The organism is Candidatus Woesearchaeota archaeon, from assembly GCA_027858315.1.
Taxonomy (GTDB): domain Archaea; phylum Nanobdellota; class Nanobdellia; order Woesearchaeales; family UBA583; genus UBA583.
Genome location: JAQICV010000072.1, coordinates 1 through 22,961 on the forward strand (window position 1 = coordinate 1; position 22,961 = coordinate 22,961).

General features: G+C 26.9%; 15 protein-coding genes and 1 tRNA gene. 6 read left to right on the forward strand and 10 right to left on the reverse strand.

The features are described 5' to 3' along the window. Positions 1-594: hypothetical protein (locus tag PF569_06540; protein ID MDA3855896.1), on the forward strand; the 594-nt coding region annotated here is incomplete at its 5' end. On the opposite strand, the gene PF569_06545 is transcribed toward PF569_06540, so the two are convergent. From PF569_06545 to PF569_06580, 8 genes are all read right to left on the reverse strand, one after another. Further along, positions 595-1,206 carry a hypothetical protein gene (locus tag PF569_06545; GenBank protein MDA3855897.1) on the reverse strand — a complete coding sequence of 204 codons (612 nt, stop codon included), beginning with the start codon at positions 1,204-1,206 and terminating at the stop codon, positions 595-597. Between the two features lie 60 nt (positions 1,207-1,266). Further along, positions 1,267-7,854 (reverse strand): hypothetical protein, encoded by a 6,588-nt coding sequence (locus PF569_06550; GenBank protein MDA3855898.1) that lies wholly within the window; start codon positions 7,852-7,854, stop codon positions 1,267-1,269. A gap of 83 nt (positions 7,855-7,937) precedes the next feature. After that, the gene (gene ileS, locus PF569_06555; GenBank protein ID MDA3855899.1) at positions 7,938-11,183 is read right to left on the reverse strand and encodes an isoleucine--tRNA ligase; all 3,246 of its coding nucleotides are present in this window, start codon (positions 11,181-11,183) and stop codon (positions 7,938-7,940) included. 63 nt (positions 11,184-11,246) lie between these two features. Beyond that, the gene (locus tag PF569_06560) at positions 11,247-14,318 is read right to left on the reverse strand and encodes a hypothetical protein (GenBank protein MDA3855900.1); all 3,072 of its coding nucleotides are present in this window, start codon (positions 14,316-14,318) and stop codon (positions 11,247-11,249) included. Between the two features lie 146 nt (positions 14,319-14,464). Continuing rightward, a complete protein-coding gene (locus PF569_06565) occupies positions 14,465-14,983 on the reverse strand; it encodes a hypothetical protein (GenBank protein MDA3855901.1) in 519 nt (172 codons plus the stop codon). Between the two features lie 94 nt (positions 14,984-15,077). Continuing rightward, positions 15,078-15,641 carry a nucleotidyltransferase domain-containing protein gene (locus tag PF569_06570; protein ID MDA3855902.1) on the reverse strand — a complete coding sequence of 188 codons (564 nt, stop codon included), beginning with the start codon at positions 15,639-15,641 and terminating at the stop codon, positions 15,078-15,080. Between the two features lies 1 nt (position 15,642). Beyond that, entirely contained in the window at positions 15,643-16,134 is a 492-nt protein-coding gene (locus PF569_06575; protein ID MDA3855903.1) for a hypothetical protein, read from the reverse strand. A gap of 51 nt (positions 16,135-16,185) precedes the next feature. Then, positions 16,186-17,094, reverse strand: a complete 909-nt coding sequence (locus tag PF569_06580; GenBank protein MDA3855904.1) for a hypothetical protein — start codon at positions 17,092-17,094, stop codon at positions 16,186-16,188. A 203-nt stretch (positions 17,095-17,297) separates the two neighbouring features. Here PF569_06580 and PF569_06585 point away from each other — a divergent pair, with 203 nt between their 5' ends. From PF569_06585 to sppA, 5 genes are all read left to right on the forward strand, one after another. Beyond that, on the forward strand, positions 17,298-17,906 hold the full coding sequence (locus tag PF569_06585; GenBank protein ID MDA3855905.1) for a hypothetical protein: 609 nt from the start codon (positions 17,298-17,300) through the stop codon (positions 17,904-17,906). Next, positions 17,893-19,464 carry a hypothetical protein gene (locus PF569_06590; GenBank protein MDA3855906.1) on the forward strand — a complete coding sequence of 524 codons (1,572 nt, stop codon included), beginning with the start codon at positions 17,893-17,895 and terminating at the stop codon, positions 19,462-19,464. Before PF569_06585 ends, PF569_06590 begins: the two co-directional genes overlap by 14 nt. A 63-nt stretch (positions 19,465-19,527) precedes the next feature. After that, a tRNA-Leu gene (locus PF569_06595) sits at positions 19,528-19,608 on the forward strand. 253 nt (positions 19,609-19,861) lie between these two features. Continuing rightward, positions 19,862-20,530: a hypothetical protein gene (locus tag PF569_06600; GenBank protein ID MDA3855907.1), complete on the forward strand. Its 669-nt coding sequence runs from the start codon at positions 19,862-19,864 to the stop codon at positions 20,528-20,530. Positions 20,531-20,597: 67 nt separating this feature from the next. After that, positions 20,598-21,533 (forward strand): signal peptide peptidase SppA, encoded by a 936-nt coding sequence (gene sppA, locus PF569_06605; protein MDA3855908.1) that lies wholly within the window; start codon positions 20,598-20,600, stop codon positions 21,531-21,533. Between the two features lie 60 nt (positions 21,534-21,593). On the opposite strand, the gene PF569_06610 is transcribed toward sppA, so the two are convergent. Both PF569_06610 and PF569_06615 read right to left on the reverse strand, forming a co-directional pair. Beyond that, on the reverse strand, positions 21,594-21,782 hold the full coding sequence (locus PF569_06610) for a hypothetical protein (protein MDA3855909.1): 189 nt from the start codon (positions 21,780-21,782) through the stop codon (positions 21,594-21,596). 32 nt (positions 21,783-21,814) lie between these two features. Further along, positions 21,815-22,939: a TIGR04084 family radical SAM/SPASM domain-containing protein gene (locus PF569_06615; protein MDA3855910.1), complete on the reverse strand. Its 1,125-nt coding sequence runs from the start codon at positions 22,937-22,939 to the stop codon at positions 21,815-21,817. Positions 22,940-22,961 lie beyond the last annotated feature (22 nt).

A 22,961-nucleotide genomic window follows, 5' to 3' on the forward strand; every position in this document is an offset into this window, starting at 1 on the left:
GCATTAGAGATTATTGATAATTTAAGAAGTATTGAAAAACAAGATAAATATTATAATTCTAATTTAGAAAATGCATATTATGAAATTAAAAATTTGATTTCGAAAAATAAAATTAATGAAGAAACATATTATTATGCTATTGGACTCTCATATAAAAATGATAAAATTGAGAGAATTAGTTTGTATTCTAAATTTGCAAATGCTTTAATTATTAAAGGAGAAATTAAGAAGTTTATTCAAGAAAGACACGATATTCAAATAAAAGAAGAATTCGAAAATGTTTGGTATTACGCAATTGATTATTATGAGAATAAAGAGGAGATTAAAGTTTATGAGGAACCTTTTATTTTTAAAGAAAAAATGAATGATGAAATTTTAAATAAAGTTTTTCATAATAAAGAGTGTGTTAAAGTTTCAAAGTATAGAGACAATCACAAAATTGATGAAAAGTTTGAATTTGAATATGATAGAATTCTTACTAATGAAGAAAAGGATATTTTAAGACAAAATAAATTATTTGACAAACAATATAAAATTCTTGCATTTTATATTAGAGATGGAGAAATTTTTAAGAAGACAATGTATAATTTATAATTAAGATTCTTCGTCTTGAAGTTCTCTTAGAATTTCTTCAGTCACATGATATGGGTCACCAGTTGTAATCATAGCAGTGTCAGGAGTTTCAGTTACTAAAGAACCTGCTGCTGCTCCACCTGCTGCAACAACTCCAATACCAGATACTAAAGCAGTCATACCTGTACCAACACCAACTGCCGAAAAAGATGCAACTGCACCTCCTACTGCCAACAAACCTGCTCCAGCAGTTGCGGCAACAGCAACTACTGCAACTATTGCTCCAATTATCATTGCAAATCCACTTTGACCTCCACTTACATTTTGATGATTGTAGTGATTGGAGTGGAGTGTATCAACACCTTTTTCTTCAATTCCATTAAGAACAGCATCAAGAGGATTATTTCCACCATGATAATCAGTACCAAAATTCTCTGGTGCATTTAGATTGTTTGCATGGTTTGTATGATTACTATGGCCAGCATGAGCATCATTACTATTTGCAATAATAGTTATTGCCATAAAAGAAGAAGTAAGGGCTATTTTTGTTGCAGCTTTATCGATTACTTTTGCATCGTCATCTAAAATAAAAGTTTTCAAACTCTTTTTTACTTGAGGTAGCTGCTTTTTCATAATGATTTTGATTTATAATGATTTATATATATTATTATTTTATAAGAATAGTAACTTTTATTAGGATTCATCTAAATGTTTATTTGTTGAATGCAGTAAATCATCGATTAATTTTTCAATTTCATTTAGATTAGAGATATTTAGTGTTTTTACTTCTTCTCTTAATTCGTGTGTGTCTTGTTTTAAGTTCTCAATTTTCTTTTGTAAATTTAGTAGTACTTGAATGTCTGCGAGTACTAATTTATCTTTTGTCATTTCTACAACAATAGGTTTCGTATTTTGTAGACCAAATTTAAATTCATCTTCTAAAACATCTAAGAATTTTTCTTTTGAAAATCCATAAATATTTGCTCCTGCAAACATGAATAATATATCATTTAATATTTTAGAGCCATCACCGTCATAAATGTAACATTCATTAAACCAACTTTGAGTTAATAATTTATTTCTTAAATTTTGAGGATTTACTCTAATATCTTCTTTTTGATAAAAATCTTCAAATTTATCCCCTAGATACTTGAAGTCTATAACTTTTCTAATGAAAAAGTTTGATAATTTTTTATCTTTCAAATAATAATATATATCTGTCCAAGAATAACCTTGTCTTACAAGTTGTTTTGCTTGATTGTGTAATTTATTAAATAAATCTTCTTCAGATAATACTTCTTCTTTAAGATTTTGCGAATATGCTAATAAGTCATCAATAATTTTCTCATAAGATTGTGCATCATTTAAATTTCTTGAAAATCCTTTTGCTCCTTGAGTTGATGCTAAAGAGTTATAGTCAAATTCTTCTTGCTTATGCTTATTTTTATCAACTAGATAATACGCTAAACCACCACCAATAGTTAGTACTGTTAAAGCAATTAATATATAACTTAAATAACTTTTAGATTCTTCAATAGGTGTATCTTGAGTTGGTTCAATTACTGGAGTTGTAGGAATTGTAATTTGTTCTTTTTTTATTGGATTAACATCTAATAAATAATTTACTCCATCGAATTCTAAAATATATACTGCATCATTTTCATTGTCAAAATCTATATCAAATTCAAATTCTCCAAATTCAAAAATAAATGAATTCTCTTTTGTTTCAAAAATTATATTTTCCGAGTTTATTGAAAATTCTCCCTCATAAATTACTCCTTCAAAAGTAAATGAGTATAATTTATTTTCTTCAATTATTTTGCTAAACCCATAATCTACATTTCCTAAAGATATTGGAAGTATAATTGGATTATCTGAAGTTATATTTTCTTGAATTTCACTTTCATTTTCTTCTATAATTATTGAAGGATAATAACTACTGCTTCCTCCACTACTTGAACCTCCTCCACTTGAAGGTGATGTTGGAGGTATTATGCAACTTTGAGTTAGAGTTTGAAATAATGTCGTACCACAGTTGTTTAAATCAGTCCCAGTTCTTGTTTGTAGACTATTTGAACATGCACTCCACACACTATAAATCCAATCTTCTTTACACATAAGTTTAGTTGCACTATGAGTTAAACCTTTAATTACAAAATAATCTTTTGAATCTTTTGTTTCTTGCTCACAAGAATAATTTCCTTGCGATTCATTTAATGAACAATCCAATCTATATTCATTCACATCAGAACAAGTATTACTTATTTGAGCAAGAGAGTATATCTCTTCATCTCTTATACAAACTAAAGAGTTTATATTATCTTTTGGTAAGAAAAATGTTTTTGTTCCGGAGATATTATTTAATCCTTGAACGAACAAATATTGATTCTCATTAGTATCATAAACTACTAATACTTCTAATAAATTTAATTGAGTTGTATTAAAATCAAAACTAAAATTAAAATAAGTTTGATTGTTTGAATCTACATATTCTAATTTTTCTAAGCTTGTATAATTAACGGACATATTACTTGAATCATTAATTTGAAATAATGCAGAGTTTATATCGGTTTTAATTGAAGTATTTGTCCATAAAATTTTATCTTGTATGTCAAGAATTAAATCTCCATCTGAATCAGTATCATTATGATTTGGAATTGCATCAGAGTCTGAATCTAATGTGAAATTTATTTGGATTAAGGATGAGTTTAAATTTCCAGCATAATCTTCAATTGTGAAATTTAAATAATTTGTTCCATTTACAAGACTAAATATTGAAAAATCTGATTTGAAATTATTACAATAACCTTCACATAAATTATATACAATTGAATTGTGAACTAAATTGATGTATGATAAATTCTCATTTGAAGAAACATTTACAAATATCTCTTTATTGAAAGTTGAGAATATTGAATTATTTATAGGTGAGGAAATAATTAAATTTGGACTTAGATTATCAGGAGTATTATTTATTGAAAAATTTAATATTGTAGAATTATATTTACCTATAATATTTGTTGCAATAATTTCTATACTTGCATTATCTTGAATTTTTCCTAAAAGATATAATATCCCCGAATTTTTATCTAAATTTAATATTTCGATATTTTGTTCATTTGAATATGAATATGAAAGTTTTTCATTTATTCCAACTTTAGTATTTTCTTCATAGAAGTATTTTGTTAAGTTGTATTTGTATACTTTAAATTTTGTTAAATTAAATTGATTATTTAGATTTGTATAAGTTTGATTGATTTGAGGAAGATAATTAATTGGAGTTAAATTAATTGTCAAATTATACGATGTTGTATTTAAGTCATCTCTTAGATTTATAGTTATATTAAATAAATCTCTTCTTATTGTAAAGTTTTCAATATCCCACGAGATTTTACTTTGATTTAATATTATATTGTATGGTGAAGAAATATTTATTATTTGTGCATTGTTAGATACTCCATCATAATGTGTTTTAGAAAAGTTTTCCGAAGTATAACTTGATTGAGAAATTGTTTCTGCAAGATTTATTGTTGTGATATCTAGTAATGTGTCAGACTTTGCAGAGTAAAGAGATATTATATCTGAATGATTTATTGTGTTGTTAAAATAAAAATCATAACTGTAACTAAATATTGTTAAATTAGGTTGAGTTTGTAAACTTGAGTTATGAAAATTTATACTTATTAAATCATTAATAACATTTGTTGTATTAATTTTAATTTCTAAGTTTCCAATTTTTAATGTCGAATTTAATAGAAGATAATTTAGAGTATTACTATCATTTATTATTAAGTCTAGATTTAATGTTTCGTTTTCGTAGAGTGTGTATGGATTAGAATAATTCATTATAGAATTTAAGGATTCTATTTGTGGCGCATAATTTTTTTGTGAAATTATTTCTACATCCAGATTATTTACTATATCATTGTAAGAATTCACAAGCTCATCATTCATACAAGAGATATAAAAATTAGAACTTTGTGAAAGATTTAAAGTACAATTTGAACTTGGAGTGTTTGAGCCTGAGCAGAGTGTTCCTTTTGCGATTGTATATGTGAAATCTTCTATGTCCCATCTACAAGTTGTGTTGTAACCATTTTTCTCATTTAATTTTAATATATAAGTTCCATTCTCTTTTGAGTCTAAGATTTGATAGTAATTGTTTAAAGGATTATTTTGAATTATAACTGCATTTTGCGGTTCTACTTCAGGAATTTTTAATATGTAAAAACTTACTCCATCTGTTGTCGAATTATCTGAATATAAACCAGCTTTATTTCTTGCCCTAATTGTTGAAATATATGTGTGTCCATCTTTTATGTATGTTGAATTATATTTCATTTCAAATGAATTATGATTTGAGCCATTTAATGTGAAATTTTTAACATTAGAATTAGTTGTATTATCATATATGAATAAATCATAATAATCAACTGTTGAATTTAAATCACTTATATCCCAACTTAATGTGTAAATTACTAAATCATTGTTTAATTCGAAAATGGATTTTTCTACTCTATTTATAGGGTCTTCAGATAATTGAGTATTAATTATTGGTATCGTTGTATCAACTCTTACTTCCTTTTCAAAATAGGAGATATTACTATTTTTTGCCTTATCAAAAACCTCATATGAGAAGTTATAACAATATCCAGTTGTAAGATTATCCATATAATAATTTTGTGAAGAATTAAAGGTTTGATTAATTACAAATTCACTTCCCCAAGTATAACAAACATCTTGAATTAATGAAGCATTTTTATATGAAATTATCATGTAATCAAGACCACTATAATTTAATCCTTTTGCTGTGTAATTAAAATGGTAATCATCACCTAAGTTAAAACTTAAGTTTGTTAGAGATTGATTTTTGTAATTGTCTTGGTATAAACTAATATTGAATGTTGCATTATATGGTGGGAGAGTATCTATTAAAAAATTATTTGAAGTATTATAACTTGGCTGCGCACTTAATCTAAGATTATATGATTCAAGTTTTATTCGGTAGTATTTTCCTTCTTCAAAATTATGTCCGAAATCTTGAAAATATGTTTCTTGATTATTATTAAAAGATAAAATCTGATTTAAAGGAGTTATTGGATTTGGATATTTTTCAACACCATATGAAATTAAGTCAAGTCCAGATTCTAAATCTCTTACAAAAAAACTAAAGTTCAATTTGTTATGACTGTTGTAATTTTTCGATACATTTATTGGTAAATAATATTCAGGAGGAGTTGTGTCTAAAAAAATATAATAATCAGTTGAATTGTAGATACATGAATTTCCAAATGTACAAGATTTAATATTTATATAAAAACTTGAACCACCATCATCTGTAAATATGAATGAAGTAATATTTTTTTGAGTTCCATTTGCGAATTCATATACAGTGTTATCTTCTCCTATATTTTTTATTTTAAAAGATTCTTCTTTGAAAATATTTACCCAACCTGTTAAGTTATCTGTGTTTGTGAAACTTGGATTAGTTATTGGAAAATCTTTTGATACCATGAAAAAGTATTCATTATCAGTTGACAAATCAGTATTATTTGTTCCAGAAGAAGTTAGATTTACAGTTAAATTTTTGATTTCTGTAAGAAATGAATCTCCATCTTTTTTTACAATTGTTCTTGTTGCAATAAAATTGTCAATAGGTTGAAATATTGTAGTCATGTTCGTATTTAATTTTTTTGAATCAAAATATAAAGAATAACACGAAATGTTGTAGATATATTCTTGTATTATAGAAGTATATATTTCTTGAGTGTATAAACCTAAACTTGAATTGTAAGTCATATTATTTGTTTGTGAATTTAGAGTCATATAACATGAAGAGTTTAATATTGGAGTATTGTTTTGAGTTTTTGAATAGTTTGAGTATATTGTGAAATTATTTCCTATTTCAGGAGAATCATAACTTGAATTTAATTGTGAGTTTGAAGTAAGTGAGTAATTTGAAAATCCTGTAACATTAAATATTAATTCTCCACCAATATAACTTTCAATTTGACAATCAGGAATATTACAAATTGAACTATTTTTTAAAACAACTGGAGTAGTTTCAAATAATAGATTTGAAAAATATAATCTTGCAGCTTTGTTAAATTCTGAGAGTGTATCTATAAAAATTAAATTGCTTGTTATGTTAATCTCATTTGAAAAATTAAAAATTCCTGAAATATTTAGTGCTTCTAAGAATTCAATTTCAATATTGTAGAGAGAGGATATGAAATTAAATGAAGTTGTGTCTTGTGGGTCTCCAGTAAAAGTATAACTATCTTGAATATTTGTCGTTGCATTAATTGTTTCATATGTATGGAAAATAGTTAAAGGATATGCTATAGGCCCATTACCTAATCTATCATATACATCATTATATGCAAATTTATAATTTGTGAATGGAATGAGACCTGATGCTGAAACTAACCTTGAAGTAGAATAATCAGAATAAATAGTTTCACTAATTATTGAGTCGTTCATGTATAGTATCATAAATGTCCCATTTACAGGTTCAGAAAATTCAGGGTTGAAACTCATAGATTCATTTGTGATTGAAGGATTTAAAGATATCAGATTAGGAGAATTATTGTCTTCTAAAATTAAATTGATTACTGAATTTTCAGAGATGTTTAATGATGTTTGATTGTAACTTAGATAATCAGTGTATGAAACATTAATTGTGAAATTATTATAATTTGTTTGAACTCCACCTATGTAAGTTTCGAATAATGGTGAAATTGTTTCGCTGTAATTTAGATTACTTTTTACTATTTGATATATTTGAGGTACTGAGTTAATTTCTACATCAAAACCATTGACTTCTTCTAAGAATTTATTTTGAGTGTTAAAGGTTAATTCTTCATACAAATAATAATTTCCAATTGTTGTATTTAAGAAAATATTTGTTGTGTATATTGAATTATTTAAGATTGCATTAGTTGCACCATTTTCAATCCAAGTTCCTGTTCCTGAAATTCGAATGTCACAATCTTTAAAAATTATGTTTGAATTTGTAATATTAATGTTTGCCCCAGTTCTTGCTTCTAAAAATCTTCCATTACAATCAAGTGTGAAATTGTTTAGATTTGAAAAATCAAAATTTCCTGGCGCATCACAATTGTAATCATTATTTGGAAATGTATAAATTGTATCACTAATCGTTGCCGCTTCAAGACAACTTGGGATTGCAGAGAAGGAAAGATTAGTTTGAAAAATAGAAAAAATTATAGTAAAGGCTAAAAAAATCATTAATCTTTTTGCAAATTTGTTATATTGCATTTTAAGTTATATATTATTTAAAATTATTTTGTAATATAAATATTAGTTTTTACTCTAATAGACAAAAGAAAGAATTAAAGAATTTATTGAGATTTAATTGAAATTGTAAGTTTTTTACCTTTGATTTCAAATTCTTGTGAATTTTCGAATGCATTTTGTAAAATATTTGATGCACCAACTTTTTTACTAATTAAACTTCCCCAATTTTGTGATAGTTCTAAAAAGTATTCATCTGATCCTGAAAAAGATAATTCTATTTCATCTTTTTTATTTAGACTTAAGTCTTTTCTTAATGATTGGATTCTTCTTATTGCTTCTCTTAAGTATCCTTCTTCTAGAAGAATCTCATCTTGACGAGTATGTAAAATTACACTTCCATTACTAAAATCTGAAGAAGTATATTCTCCTTTTAATTCTATTTCTTTTAATATATGCTTTTCAAAGTCTAATTTTACACCTTCATAAGTTCCACCAATTTCACCTAATTTTAAGTCTTCTGAAATGTAGTGTTTAGATAAATTAATTGCTTTTATTGCATCTTGAACATTATCAAAATCTTGCTTTAGTTTTGCAAAGTTTGGCTTAATTATATAATTGATTTCAACATCATTTAAGTCGTAATTAATTTTTGGAATATTTGTTAATTTTTTCATTAAATTTTCAAATACTTTTAGGTTTTCTCCAAGTGGTTTTGAAGAAATTATGTCAATTTGTGGAAGTGGCCATCTAACTCCAATTTTAGCTTTTTCTCTTGCGTTTAAAACGGATTGAATTATTTCTTGAGATAACTCGAAGTTTTTATCAATTCCTTTTGATTCAACTTCTTTGATTAGTAATTCATCTACTGTAGGATAATGCTCTAAAAATATAGATTCTTTTTTATTTGGGAGGTTTGTTTGTTTGTATAAATTCTCAGCCCTAAATGGAGTTGCAGTTGATAATAATATTAAAATAGTTTTAATTATTTCTTTGAAGATTATATGAAGATTTTCATCTCTTTCTTCAGTTCTATCTTTTACTAATTTTAAATAAGTTTTAGATAGGTCTCTTACTATGAAATCTTCTAATTCTTTGTATGCTTGAGATAATTTGAACTTTTCAAATAATGATGTGAATCTTTGAATTGTTCTGTTTAGTGAGTATAGTATCCATTTATCTTCTACATCTAGTGCAGAAATGTTTAATGATGGATGTCTTACTTCATGTTCTTCTAAATACACATTCATATATTTTATAACATTGTCTAGAGTGTTGAAAAATCCTTCAACAATTGTAACTTCGTTCCTATCAAAATTGAATTTTTCTTCAGGGACTTTTTTAGATAATAAATAATATCTAGTAACATCTGCTCCCCATAAATCAATTGCCTCATTTCCACCAACACCATTTCCTAATGATTTTGACATTTTTTGTTTTCCTTCACTATCCATTACAAATCCTTGAAATAAAACTTGATTGTATGGAGCTTTACCTGTTATCATATATCCAACATTAAATAATGATGAGAACCAACCTCTTACTTGATCTTCTCCTTCAGTAATCCAATTCATAGGATAATATTTTTCAATTATTTGATTGAAATCTAATCCTTCATTATAGTGAGATGCAAATGATGCGCAACCTGAGTCAAACCAAACATCTGCAATAAAAGGTACTGATCTCATTTCTTTTCCTGAAACTTTATTTATTATAACAATATTTTTCAAATCATCTCTGTGAATGTCATTTAGAGTTTTCCCTATTCTTTCTTCTAATTCTTCTTTTGAGCCAAATACTTCGTAATTACCATCTTCATCTTCAAAAATTGGTAGAGGAATTCCCCAGTATCTTTGTCTAGAAATTGCCCAATCACCTGCACCTTCTTGAAGATTATCAAATGAGTGTCTTGCACTATTTGGAGTCCAGTGAACATTTTTATTTGCCTTTATTACATCTTTAGTATAGTCTCCTCTTTTAATCCACCATTGGTCTGCTGCCCTATAAACGATAGGAGTTTTACATCTCCAACAACATGGATATCTATGATTTTTCATAGCTGAAGATAAAAGGAATCCTTTTTCTTTAAGGTAATCAATTGCAATTGGATCTACATCTTTGAAATATTGTTTATCGTACTTACCTTCAGTAAAACAACCATTTGGACCAACAGGACAAAATATAGGTAAATTGTATTTTTTTCCAACTTCATAATCGTCAAATCCATGTCCAGGTGCAATATGTACTAGGCCTGAACCTTCAGATTTTCCTTTTTGTTGAATTTTTTCTTCAGATACTGTTCCTTCTTGCTTATTTGAATGTTTATAAGATTTTTTTTCTAATTTGTCAAAAATATCTTCACCTTCACCTAATGTTACGAAATCTGCTAAAACAATACCGTGAATATGTTTGTTATCTAATTTAACAAATTCTTGTTGGGATGGAGTGTCATCTAAATAAATATGGTCGTATTTTATCCCCTCATATTCTGCTCCAACTTTTGTCTCTAATACTTCTAAGAATTTAATTTCATTTTGTTTGGATAAAATTTCAACTACTTTTTCAATTAATGCGTTTGCAGTAATTAATACTTCTTTTTTTCCATTTAATTCTACTAGAACTTTAGAATATTCTAATTGAGGATGCATTGCAATTGCCATATTTGATTGCAAGGTCCAAGGAGTTGTAGTCCAGATTACAAAAGATTCTTCATAATTTGTTGTCCTATATTCTTTTTTTAGTGGAAATTTAATATAAATGGATGGGTCATCAACATTTTTGTAAGTGTCTTTGATTTCATAATCGGAAAGAGTTGTTTCATCATTTGGACACCAAGCTACAGTTTTATAATCTTTGTATAATTGGCCCTTCTCTTGTGCTTTTTTGAAGAATCTCCATGCCATAGATAAATACTCAGGATGTGAAGTTTGATATTGTTCCCTGTTCATCCATAGACCATATCTAGTTCTAACTGTACTCATATCATTTACTATTTCTTTTACATATTCTTTACATTCTTTTACAAAATTTTCTTCACCGAATTTTTTTAAATCTTCAACAGTTTTCAAATTAAGTTTTGTTTGAACTTTATTTTCAACAGGAAGTCCATGGACATCATAACCATCCCTTGCGTACACATCATATCCATGTAATCTTTTAAATCTTAAAACACTATCTTTTGTAGCCCAATTCCTTAAAAGTCCCATATGTACTTCACCTGTTGGAAATGGAGGACCATCTACATGAGTGTAGAGCTCATTGCCTTCATTCTTTTTTTGGACTTTATTATATATGTCTTTTTCTTCCCAAAATTTTAATATTTCTTCTTCGTATAGAAACTTGTCGTTAGTCATATTATAAAAATAAATTAAATGATTTATATATTTTTTGAAAAATTTAAGAATTAATTATTATTATTAACTGTAATCTGAACAATATATGATTTTCATTTTAACTTGTTCTCCATCAATTAATACTGGATAATCTATTGAATGAATATTTTTACATTTCATATTACTTGTAATATATAATCTTTCAAATGTGAATCTTGATTGTCTAAATGGTCCATTTGGACATTTAATTTCATGAGATATGTTGAAGAAAGCCCATGAGTCTTCAACTAAATAATTACATTGGTCTGCTACATATTTCCCATCATCATAATCACCTGTTGCATTGAATTGGTAATAATTACAACCATTTAAATTCCTACATGCTGCAAGGAATCTATTTGGTGTAGGTTTTGCAGTACAGTCTGCTGCGCAAGCTGAACCTTCATCAATTATTGTTACAATTTTTGTTTTTGGAGTTTCAGTATTTCCTGCATTGTCTGTAGAGAATACATTTATTTCTTTAATACATCCCCAAGTATTTTCACAAGTTAATAGAATTTCTTTTGTGTATTCTGTGTAGTCTGCAGGATTGTTTGAACAATCAGTTGGATTATCTTTTATACAATAATAAGATTTATCTATTCCTGAGCCTTGAAGTCCATCATCACCTATTACAGTTATTTTCATCGTATGAGCTAAGTAAGGATATGAGATGTCAGTTGTTGGAGATTCAGAATCATCACCTAGATGTATCCAAATTCTATTGTCTTGATTATATCCACAATCACCAAATAAAGAAGGGTTTTGTTTGTCGTTAACAGAACCTAAACAGGAGTAGTTTCCATTCGGATTATCTTTTTGAATTTTCATATTCCAATAGATATTAGAATTGGATGTTGAAATTTGTACTAAGTTTGTTAGTGTTTCAGAGAGGTTCATTAAACCTGCATTTTCATAGCTTGAAATGTTTAGAGTTTGAATGCCCGGTATTGCTGCTAAATTTTCAGTTAAGTGAGCTACACATACTTTGTAGAATGAAGTTGTTGGAGCGTAGATATTTGAGTCTGCTAGATCAGTTATGTCAAATAGATGCGCTTCATCTGCATTACATGAACCTTCTCTGTAATTGATTACTAATTCTCCTTCATTGAATAGAATTGGTTCTTGAGTAATAATTATTACTCCTCCTTCTACATCTCCTGGAAGTTCGTATTCAATTTCTTCTGTTCCGTCGGATTCATTAAAATACCAACCAATTACTGGGTCTTTGTCTAATACAATTAATTGAGCACCACCATTGTTTATGAAATTTATTTCTGAATAATCAGCTGCTTGTGTTTTTGAGATTGTTTGATAAAGAGTAATATTTTTAGAGTCTCCTGTAGGAATTTCTAGTTTAATTTTAACTCTAGTTTTTCCTGGAACTGTTGTTGTGTCTAGTTCTTTTGTTATGTTTAATTTTGTCATTAGAGTGTATGATTTATCTACGAAATCAATTAATTCTTCTTTATTTTTTGTTAATGCAATTTGATGAGCATTTAGAGCAATATATTCAGGTCTTATTGTTTCATTTTTTATATTTCCTCCATTTTTCATGATAATTATTTCTTTATCTTGAGTTGTAGGTAAAGTTATTAATTCTTTTACTCCTGCCTCATTAATATAATAAGCATCTTTTGTTACATAATCAAATTCTATTTTATTTACTGTGTAAGTATCATCATAAGTTAAAGTTTGAAGTGTATCATCAATTTCAATATTTGCTAATTCTTCAGAAGGAAGAGGTCCGTAGTATTCTAAGTTACAGTAGCCGATTACTTTATCACTTCCAGAATCTTCATTTACACAAACATACCGATTAATTCCTGTATATATTGGAACTAACCCTGTAAGAATACTTACTAAACTTCCATAATTATTATAATCTAAACCACCACAAACTAATGAACCTTCTGAACTTCCCAAAGTACATGAAGTAGAATCTGCAATTGCTAAATAATCATCATTTGCCATTCCATCATCATCACACCGAATTGAACTACCTTCAAATCTTGTTACAGGATTATTTCCCCAAATATTACTTCCTTCATCATCACAAGTCCCTTGAATATATAATGAATCTCCACCATCTAAGATTTCATGACCTGTTATTAAAGGAAATAAATCTAAAGAGAATGGAACTCCATCAGTATCATCATCTGAATTTGGGTCTGTGATTGTGAATGTGTTTATATCTTTAATTGAAGTATGAGTTAAAATTTCACCTAATAAATCTAAATTGTCATCCAAATCACATTTTCCATCTACAGGAATAATATTAATTGTTGAATTAAAATCACCACAATAAGTTGTATCTAATTCACATCTAACATTTAAATTTTGAATTAATATGTTTAAATCAAATACTAATTCAGTAGGATGAGCTGAATCTTTTAATAAAATATAAGGAGTAATTCCTGAAAATGACAAAGTTGAGGAACCTGGAGCACCAAATCTTGGATCTTGAACCATATCAAAAGATAAAGGACTACTGAATTTATTTTGCATTTTATCTAATACTTCTGAAGGCAAATAACCATTATAAGTATAGTAATCAATATCACTTCCATTATCTAAATCTCTAGGATATAGATAAAATGTATGAATTCCATTTGTTACTTCAAGCATTGCAAAATTTTTCATGTAATAGTATTTATCCATTAAATGTGGAATTACAACTTCTTCATTTTGAATTTCAATTCCTGATGAAGTTTGAAGAGAATTTAAATTGGAACTAATTCCCATATATCGTATTTCTTCTAGTATTTGGTTGTAATAAAATGTTCCTGCTTGAGGCTCACATATTTGACCTATAGGAAGTTCGTAATATAATGGGTCTGTTGTAGTTTGTCTGTATTTAGTGAAAATTTCCGTAGGATAAGAATAAGGACCTATAAAACTAAAATCAAAGGCTGCCTTTTTTAACACATAATCTTCATTATTCGAAGGAAAAATAAATATTCTTCCAAAATCAGAACTAGAAGCATAAATAATCGGATTTTCTACTCCTGTAAGAAATGTTCCTCCAGAATCTAAAGGCATTAAAGAACCAGTATCTAAAATAGTCCAAGAAGAATCTGACTTCCAAGTTTCATAATTCCAGTCTTGATTTGACATAGTATAACTTACTTGATTCGCATATAAAAAATTTGTACTAACAAAAATTAAAAAGAATATCGTTATAAATTTAAAATAATTTAGCTTTTTCATATGAAAAATTCAAGAAAATAAATAATTAAATAAATGTATTAATTAAAAAGTAATTAATCAAATCCAGGAGGAGGTGTAATTGTTGGTTCTTCAACTACTGGAGCAACTACTGTTGTTCCAACTGCTGTTGATTTATTATATTCTGGAAGTGAACCAAATGTGTTTGCACCAATGTATGCTTGAGTTCCGTTTTCTTTTAAAAAGTTTAAACCTAATTCTGCATTTTTGTGTTGAACTGCTAGAGATGTGTAACCATCTTCTTTTGCAAAGTCATAACCAATTCCTGCTTTTCCTAATGTGTCGCCATCTCCACCGAATACTTTTGCTTCAAAGGAAGGTTTGATTGAGTTAAGTCTGAAATAAAGACCTGCTTCTCCACCATATACAGCATCTTCATCTTGAATTTTACCATATTGACCTACAACTCCTACTTGAGCTCCTTTAAAAAAAGATTTACTAATTGGAAATCTTACACTTGCACCTACTTGAGACTCTGATTGAGCCATACCTGGAGTTGCAGCAGCACCTAAGAATGCTAAAGCAACTAAACCTGTTTTAACTTTGTTTACCATTATAATCTTATAGATGATTATTTATTTATAAACTTATCGTTTAATCTGTATCTTAGTAGTAGTAACATACATAAGAGTATGTATTAATTAGTTATCAAATTAATTTAACTCCTTCTCTTAATATTGATGCAATTATTGGATCTTTTTTGTTTTTATAAAAAGTTCTTTTATCAAAATAATGTATTTCCAATTCAATTCCATATAGTTTATGTAATTTTTGAATTAAATTAGAAATCTCTTTTCTATTATCTTCTTTTTCGGAAAGTAAAGCTATATCTAAATCTGAATTTAATTTATAAGTTAATTTAGAATAAGAACCAAATAAGTAAAGTTCAATATTCTTATAAGTTGTAAAAAAATCAACAGTATCTAAAACCATATAAAATACATTTAGAGGAATTTTTTTCAATCCAATATATTCTTTTGAAATCAAATCCATAATCTTTTTTAAATAAGAACTTTCAAAATTTAAAGAATAAAAATTTTTCTCTCTAATTAAAATTTTTGAATTAATTAAGATTAATAATGAACTATCTAAAGGAACATTATTTAATTTAGTTCTTTCTTGTATTTCTTTTCTATTAAACTTAGAACCAGGTGATAAATTAAATAAAAATAATACTTTAATACAGTTTTGATTAAATAAGTTTGAAATCATTTTATTTTTCTACCTCCAATAAGATATTTATCTTTTCAATGAATGGATTGACTATTTCTTTAATAAAATTTTCAGCTTTCTTTTTGTACTCATCATGCATAAATTCTGAACCTGTAAAATATTGAGTTTTCACTCTTTCATTTTTTGCATCAAATAAATCATTTGCTAAATATTTAAATTCAAAATAAGCTTGGTCAATTAATGCAAATATTTCTTTATCTTTTAAAATTTCATTCAAGACTTTGATAGTTGTAGAATGAACTTCAAACTCAACTTTTAAACCATAAGTTTTAACAATTAATAACTTACTGATGTCATGCATTGCATAATATCCTGAAATAATTGCCCACCTAGGAAATTCATTTTTATTAAATTCAGAATGTTTTAAATTATCACCATAAGAAGAATTAAAGAAATTAATATACCTTTCAAGTTCCAAATCTCCAATTCTAGATAATTTTCCTTCTTCAATTAAAGTATTGATTTTTACCATTTAATTGGTATAAATACTTGTTTATTTATAAATGTTACCAAAAAAGAATAATTAATTAGTTATTTTAGGAATTGATATTGAACCAATTTTTTTGATTTTGTATTCGTATTCGAAGTTTCCTGAAGTTTTTGTTGTGAATGTGTCTTCATTTTCAATTGTTATTCTACATTCAACTACTAAGTCTGAATTTCTACTAACTTTTAACTCATTTATACTTAGTTCTTTATCTCTCTTACTTTCTTCTTTTTGTAATCCTATACAATTAGAAGTTATATCCTCACTTCCAAATAAAATTGTCAATTCTCTAATTTCAACTGTAGTTTCATCTTCAGCAAGAGAACTTGATTTACCTCTATCTTCGAAATAATATTCAAGTATATATTCGTTGTTCTCAATTCCTGGAACTAGTTTTATATCCGAGATTTGAAGAGGTGCTGCTTGTGAGACTTTGTCTAATTTATTTAATTTAAACATTCCAAATTCTTCTATAAATTCTAAATTATTATTAAATAATGTTTCGTAATCGTATTTTACTTCGAGTAAATAGTCTAATTTTGTGTAGTCTTTGAAATCAAAATTGTCTGCAAAGAGTAGAGTTCCTGCAGCATCTCTTTCTTGATCATTGTATAGTTCTAATTCTCCTTGATTTCCAAATACTTTTTCTTCAAAACTATTTAAGCTCTCACTACTAAAATAACTATTTTGACCTTCAGATTGAATTGTGTATAAATCAACATTTGAAGGTGATAATTTTACAGGTTTTAATCCTGAATTTCTAAAGTTTAATTCGTAAATTAGTTTTCTTTGTTTTATGTATCTATCATCAATTTTAAAATCAACTTCTAATCCATAACCTGAAGTTACTTGATCATCGGTTCCAGTTTTTCCCGAATTAGATCCACTACATCCAGATAAAACTAGAATTATTGTTAAAAAAAATGCAATTAAAAATTTTTTCATAGTTATATTTCAAACAAATTCATTTAAATAATTTGCCTATATTATTTTATAGCAACAACATAATTACTTTAGGATAAGGTCCAAAAGATTAAGGTTCTTAGAATATTTTCTTCATTTTCTCAACAAAAAATAATTTTACAATAAAATATAACAACTCTTTAACTATAAACAATATTTATAAATGATAAGTATTGAAAAATACTATGTTTGAATTAGAGTTTATAGAACTTTTAAATAATTATAAAGAATTAACTGATGGTTATGAAAAGAATAAGACCAATAGTTCAATTATTAATATGGTTAAACAAAACCCTAATGAATATCAAAAATTTACCTCAAGTTCTCTTTTAGCAGGAGAAAATAAAATTATTTTAGAAAATATTGAAAAACAAATAGAAGAAGAAAAAACAAAAGAACAATTCACTTCAAGTGATGATGTTTCAAATATTAGAAATTACTATATTAAATGGTTAGATTCTTATAAGTCTAATAATAATCAAGTTAATGAAGTTTGTGAGAAAATTGTTAAAAGTTTACTTCATAGTTATTTTCAAAATAGATATACAATTATTGAAAAGATTTTAGAAGTAAAACAAGATGAAGAATATGAAGCTTTTAAATGGCATCTTAAGAATCAACTTCGAGCATATTTTGCAAATGAAATTCAAATTTATGTTGAGAGTGAGGAGTATAGTAAATTATCTTTTTTTAAAAGATATAGGAAAAAGGGTGAAGTTAAAAGTCTTTTATTAAAAATCGGAAATTATGATTTTAATAAAAAAAAGATTGCAGGAGTGATTGGAAAAGAGTGATGATAAAAAAATTGAAAAAGAATTTAAAGAGATTAAAGAAATCTCTGATGGAATAGTTAATAATCAAAATTCATCAAAAAAAGAAACTGAACCAAAAGTAAAAAATAGTATTAAATTAAAACAATTCATTATCGGAGTATTGTATCTTACTTTTGTTTTATATTTTATTGGAAAATATAATTTTTTATGGTTTCAAGATGTAAATGCATTATTATACAATCTTCTTGCAAGTCTAATTGGAAGTGAAGGATATATTTTCGGTTTTACACTTTTACCTAAAGCAGGCGCATTAGGTTTGTTGTCTTTATGGATAGTTGGAGTTATGATTTATTTTAATTTTTTAATTGTTATGCCTCTTTCAATGATGTTTTATTTTAAAAAAGCACCTCAAGAAGTTGTTGGTTCTAATATCTTTTTTGAAGCAAAAATATCTTTAATTTTAATTATACCTTTAATAATTACAGTTATTGTTTCAGGTATGGCTGGAGGAGATTTTTGGGGAGGAGCTACAATTGCTGCAGAAGAAACTCAAGAGACTGCAATGAGTACTTGGGAAAAATTTTTATGTAATTTTAATACACAATGTTTACTTCAAAAACAAAATGCTGTTGATACTACAAATACTAATAAACAAGATTTTAGTTTAGTTTTACTTTCAAATTCATATAAGTCGACAATTAAAATAGAAGATTTTGCAGATGGAGAAGATATTAAATTTAAATATAAAGTTATGAGTTTGAATAATGCAATCAAGTTTGAAAAATTAGAATGCTATATTAACAATGTTAGAGGTGATCCAGTTTATACTGAAATTTTAAATGAATTAATTGATACTGATGATGTTGCAGAAGAGAAAAGAATGCACTGCGATTTACAAGATATTAGTAGTGAAGATTTAGAAGGTGATACTATTAAAGTTATTCCAGTTTTAACATATTCAATCCAGACAAGTTTGAAACATAGTATTCCTATTTTTAAGAAAGATTGTGATGATATGTCTAGTGCTGAGAAAAGAAAGTCAGATATTTTTGAAAATAGTAATGATGCAATTAAAGTTGAACCTGTTCATTATGCAAGTATGCCTATTACTATTGGCGCAAATTGTGATGAGGAAGAAGAGTATGAATTTTTATATACTATTATTAAGTCTGCAGGAATTATGTATGGTAAATTAAAAGGTATAGAAGTTTATAATTATACAATACCTTCAATCTTTGAAACTGTTGATACAAATTTTAATGAATTAGTTCTTGCTAATGATGAAGATAAAGAAGAAAAAGCTTTTTTAGAATTTGATTTAAGATTAAATAAAGAAAGTATTGAGAAAGAGTATAGTGAAGTGAAAATTACAATGGATGTTAAAACTCTTCTTGAGAAAAAAAATACACTTACAATTTATATTGCAAAACCATTAACTGATGATGAAGCTCCACAAAACTCAAATCCTGAAGAAGTTGTTATTGTTGATAATTCTCAAACAACAAATGAAGGTACAGCTCCAATTTCTGAAGAGAATACTTTGTCTGAAGAGAATCCAGAAGATACAGTTCAAGCATAATTTTTTCAAAACATTTTTAAAACATATTGAATATTTCTTTATTACAAGTTACTATTTTCTTATGTGGGGTTAGCGAAGTGGTCAAACGTGACCGACTCAAAATCGGTTCCTTAGGGTTCAAGGGTTCGAGTCCCTTACCCCACACTTTATTTATTTTCTAGAATACACTCTCACCCTTTTTCAAGATGCAGTCACTCGATTCTCTCGTTTAGCAGTTTATGAGATAAAAGCTTACACAAACCTTCGAGTCCCTTACCCAAAACTTTGTATGGTGCAAAGACTCATACACAGTCAAAAACTATGTTTTTTCGGTGTCATTTTATTTTACATAAAAAGAAGTCCCTTACCCAAAACTTTGTATATAAATTTATAAGTATTGAATTATATAATCTCATAAATGAGAAAAAAAATAAAAAAAAACTACAAAAATCTAAAAAAATGGATGGATTTAGAATCTAACAAATTTAAAGTTTTAGGTAGTTTTTTTCTTATTCTTGAATTTACTGCAATTCTTGCAAATGGTTTTTCTGATAGATATGATGTTTTTTATTGGTTCTGCAATCATACACCACTAATTTTTGCTTTTGCCTTTTTTTTTAGAAAGAAGAATGTCATCAAAGCACTAATTAATGTTGGTTTTATTGCTCAATTTTTATGGACTCTTGATTTCTTGTCTAAATTGATATTTAATGTTTATATATTTAAAGTTACAAGGTATGTATTTGAAGATATTCATGGAATTTATGTTCTTATCCCAATATTAATTCATGTTCTATCTACTAATATGGCTTTTTATTTCACCTACAAAAAGAAACCTACACTTAAAATTTTATTTTACTCACTAGTTTACCTTATTTTTTTGTATGCAATGACCCTTACATATACTGACCCTGCAAGAAATATTAATTGTGTTTACGAAATTTGTGGCACGACACAGTTAACTTTTGCTTCATATACTTATTTCTGGCCAATTATAGTGTTTTTTGGAATTGTGATTCCAAGTCATGGGATTCAATACTTATTTTATTTATATTCTAGAAGAAAGAGAAAGAAGAATATAAATTAAAACATACAAATAAACTTCAAAACACTATTTTAAATAGTTTTATAAACTCTTAAACTCATTTTATTTTATGGCTGATTTTGTAAAAATAGACGAAGAAAATTCAGATAAGACAAAGGCTACTAAGAAAAGAGTTTCAGTTAGACGAAGTTTTAATTGGAGAGGATTTTTTATTCTTTTGATTGTACTTTTTTTAGTAAGTAGTATTATTTCATCAATTACTTATTCATTTACTCCAAAAATTGCAGTAGTTCCAATTAATGGACCAATTTCTACTGAAAAATCTTCAACTCTTTTAGGAGAGTCTGAATCTTCAAGAAATATTGCAAATACACTTAGAGAGATTCAAGGTGATTCCTCAATTAAAGCAGTAATACTTGATATTAATTCTCCAGGCGGAAGTCCTGTTGCATCAGAGGAAATTTCAAGAGCTATTGATGAATTAAAATTAGAGAAACCTGTTTATGCTCTTATTAATGATGTTGGAGCTTCAGGAGCTTTTTGGATTGCAGTTTCTGCAGACAAAGTTTATGCATCTTCAATGTCTACTGTTGGTAGTATTGGAGTGACTTCTGCAACACTTGGTTTTGAAGAACTGATTGAAGAATATAATATTACATATAGAAGATTAGTTGCAGGAGATAAAAAAGATTTAGGGTCCCCATTTAGAGAACCTACTCAAGAAGAGAATGAATTAATCCAAGGGATTTTAGATGAAATTCATACTTATTTTATTCAACATGTTGCAACTTCAAGAAATATGAGTTATGAAGAAGTTGAAGTTTATGCAACTGGAGAAATCTTTTTAGGTTCAAAAGCTAAAGAAATTGGATTTGTTGATGAAATTGGATATTTTCCTGATGTTTTAAGAGAAGTTAAAGAAATAACTGATTTAGATGACCCACTAATTATTACATATGAAGAAACACCTACACTACTTGAAGCTTTAGGAATTAAATCATTTTTTGCAGTTCCAGAAACTAAGAGTCAAATAATGTTACAATAAAAATTTAAAAAAAAAATTATTTCTTTTCAATAAAATAATAGTATGGTATGAACTTATTATTTAATCTCTATATTTACAATATCTCATGTTTTCAAATATTAATCTTAATTCGCAGTCTCTAGTATTGTAACATAAATATCTTTGAGGTGAATTTTCAGGAACTTTAGGATTAAGTACTCTGTGTGCAAGAATTTTTTTTGATTTATCAAAGCAAGCTCCATCTTCCATTGAATATTCTTTTTTTGTCATATATAAAATTTAATTTTATAATATTTATAAGATTATGGTATAATTTCAGAACCATTATATTTATTATAATTAAAATCTTCAAGTTTTAGTTCTTTATTTTTAATCATCTCATCAATTTGAGGTTTTATCTTTTTTAGAGAGTTTACTAAGAAAAATATTGTATCACAAACTTCCTTGAATCCTTTTTCTTCCCATAACATTGATTTGTTTGCATAAAGACATCTCCCACCACAAATGTCTTTGATTTCACAACTTGAGCAAAGGCCACCTGGAAGTATTTTATTGTTTTCAATATCATTTAGGGAAGAGTTTCTAATATTTCCCATATAAAGAGGTTTAAATCCTGCAGTAATTGGACATGCTACAACTTGTCCGTTTGTTTGTATTCCTAATAATGAATGTCCTGCTCCACATCTCATAGGAACTTTTTCATCATTTAGAAGAGTTTGCATGATTCCAATGAATGGGTAAATTTTTGGGACTGATTTGTTTTCTTTGATTTTATCAAGCCACCAATTAACTAGTTTTTTAATTCCTTGATTGTATGTATTAGACCACTGCTTAAAATTTCGTGTTTCATAATCTCCCTTCCAGAATTGAGCATCAATTTGCCAATGAATTGAAGAGAATGAAAAATCATCATTTTCATATAAATGTGTTACACCCCCATAAATGTCACAAGTCTCATCAACTGTCATTCTACCAATTATCTCTCCTTGAAAGCCGTTTTGTTTGATTAAATTACTATTTTTAGTTACAGTATCGTATACTCCTACACCTCTTCGCTCATCAGTGTGTTCTTTATTACCATCAATTGAAACTAAAATTGTGTGTAATTTATTTACATAGTCTTTATCTAACTTATTTAAAAACATACCATTTGTTTGCAACATATAAGTTTTACAATCAATTTTGTCCATTATCTCTTTTATTTTATCAATTTGTAATAGTGGTTCCCCACCATAAAATGTTAAAGCAAAATTAGAATCGTCTTTAGAATATTTAGCAAGAGTTTCCACTGTAAAATCTAAATCCTCTGGAAGTGAAAAGTCGTACTTTTCTTCTTCTTTATGAGTTAAATAATCTTCACAACTCTTTCCATAACAGTATTTACATCTCAAATTACATTTTGATGTAAGTGCTAAATAGTAATGCATAATATTAAAGAATTAATTCTAT

What these genes read in the sequence shown, in the direction of transcription:
- PF569_06570 (MDA3855902.1), bottom strand. Translation starts at nt 15,641, where the DNA reads ATGATTTCAAACTTATTTAATCAAAACTGTATTAAAGTATTATTTTTA.
- PF569_06565 (MDA3855901.1), bottom strand. Translation starts at nt 14,983, where the DNA reads ATGGTAAACAAAGTTAAAACAGGTTTAGTTGCTTTAGCATTCTTAGGT.
- PF569_06600 (MDA3855907.1), top strand. Translation starts at nt 19,862, where the DNA reads ATGAGAAAAAAAATAAAAAAAAACTACAAAAATCTAAAAAAATGGATG.
- PF569_06580 (MDA3855904.1), bottom strand. Translation starts at nt 17,094, where the DNA reads ATGAAAAAATTTTTAATTGCATTTTTTTTAACAATAATTCTAGTTTTA.
- ileS (MDA3855899.1), bottom strand. Translation starts at nt 11,183, where the DNA reads ATGACTAACGACAAGTTTCTATACGAAGAAGAAATATTAAAATTTTGG.
- PF569_06615 (MDA3855910.1), bottom strand. Translation starts at nt 22,939, where the DNA reads ATGCATTACTATTTAGCACTTACATCAAAATGTAATTTGAGATGTAAA.
- PF569_06575 (MDA3855903.1), bottom strand. Translation starts at nt 16,134, where the DNA reads ATGGTAAAAATCAATACTTTAATTGAAGAAGGAAAATTATCTAGAATT.
- sppA (MDA3855908.1), top strand. Translation starts at nt 20,598, where the DNA reads ATGGCTGATTTTGTAAAAATAGACGAAGAAAATTCAGATAAGACAAAG.
- PF569_06610 (MDA3855909.1), bottom strand. Translation starts at nt 21,782, where the DNA reads ATGACAAAAAAAGAATATTCAATGGAAGATGGAGCTTGCTTTGATAAA.
- PF569_06550 (MDA3855898.1), bottom strand. Translation starts at nt 7,854, where the DNA reads ATGCAATATAACAAATTTGCAAAAAGATTAATGATTTTTTTAGCCTTT.
- PF569_06545 (MDA3855897.1), bottom strand. Translation starts at nt 1,206, where the DNA reads ATGAAAAAGCAGCTACCTCAAGTAAAAAAGAGTTTGAAAACTTTTATT.
- PF569_06585 (MDA3855905.1), top strand. Translation starts at nt 17,298, where the DNA reads ATGTTTGAATTAGAGTTTATAGAACTTTTAAATAATTATAAAGAATTA.
- PF569_06560 (MDA3855900.1), bottom strand. Translation starts at nt 14,318, where the DNA reads ATGTCAAATCAAGACTGGAATTATGAAACTTGGAAGTCAGATTCTTCT.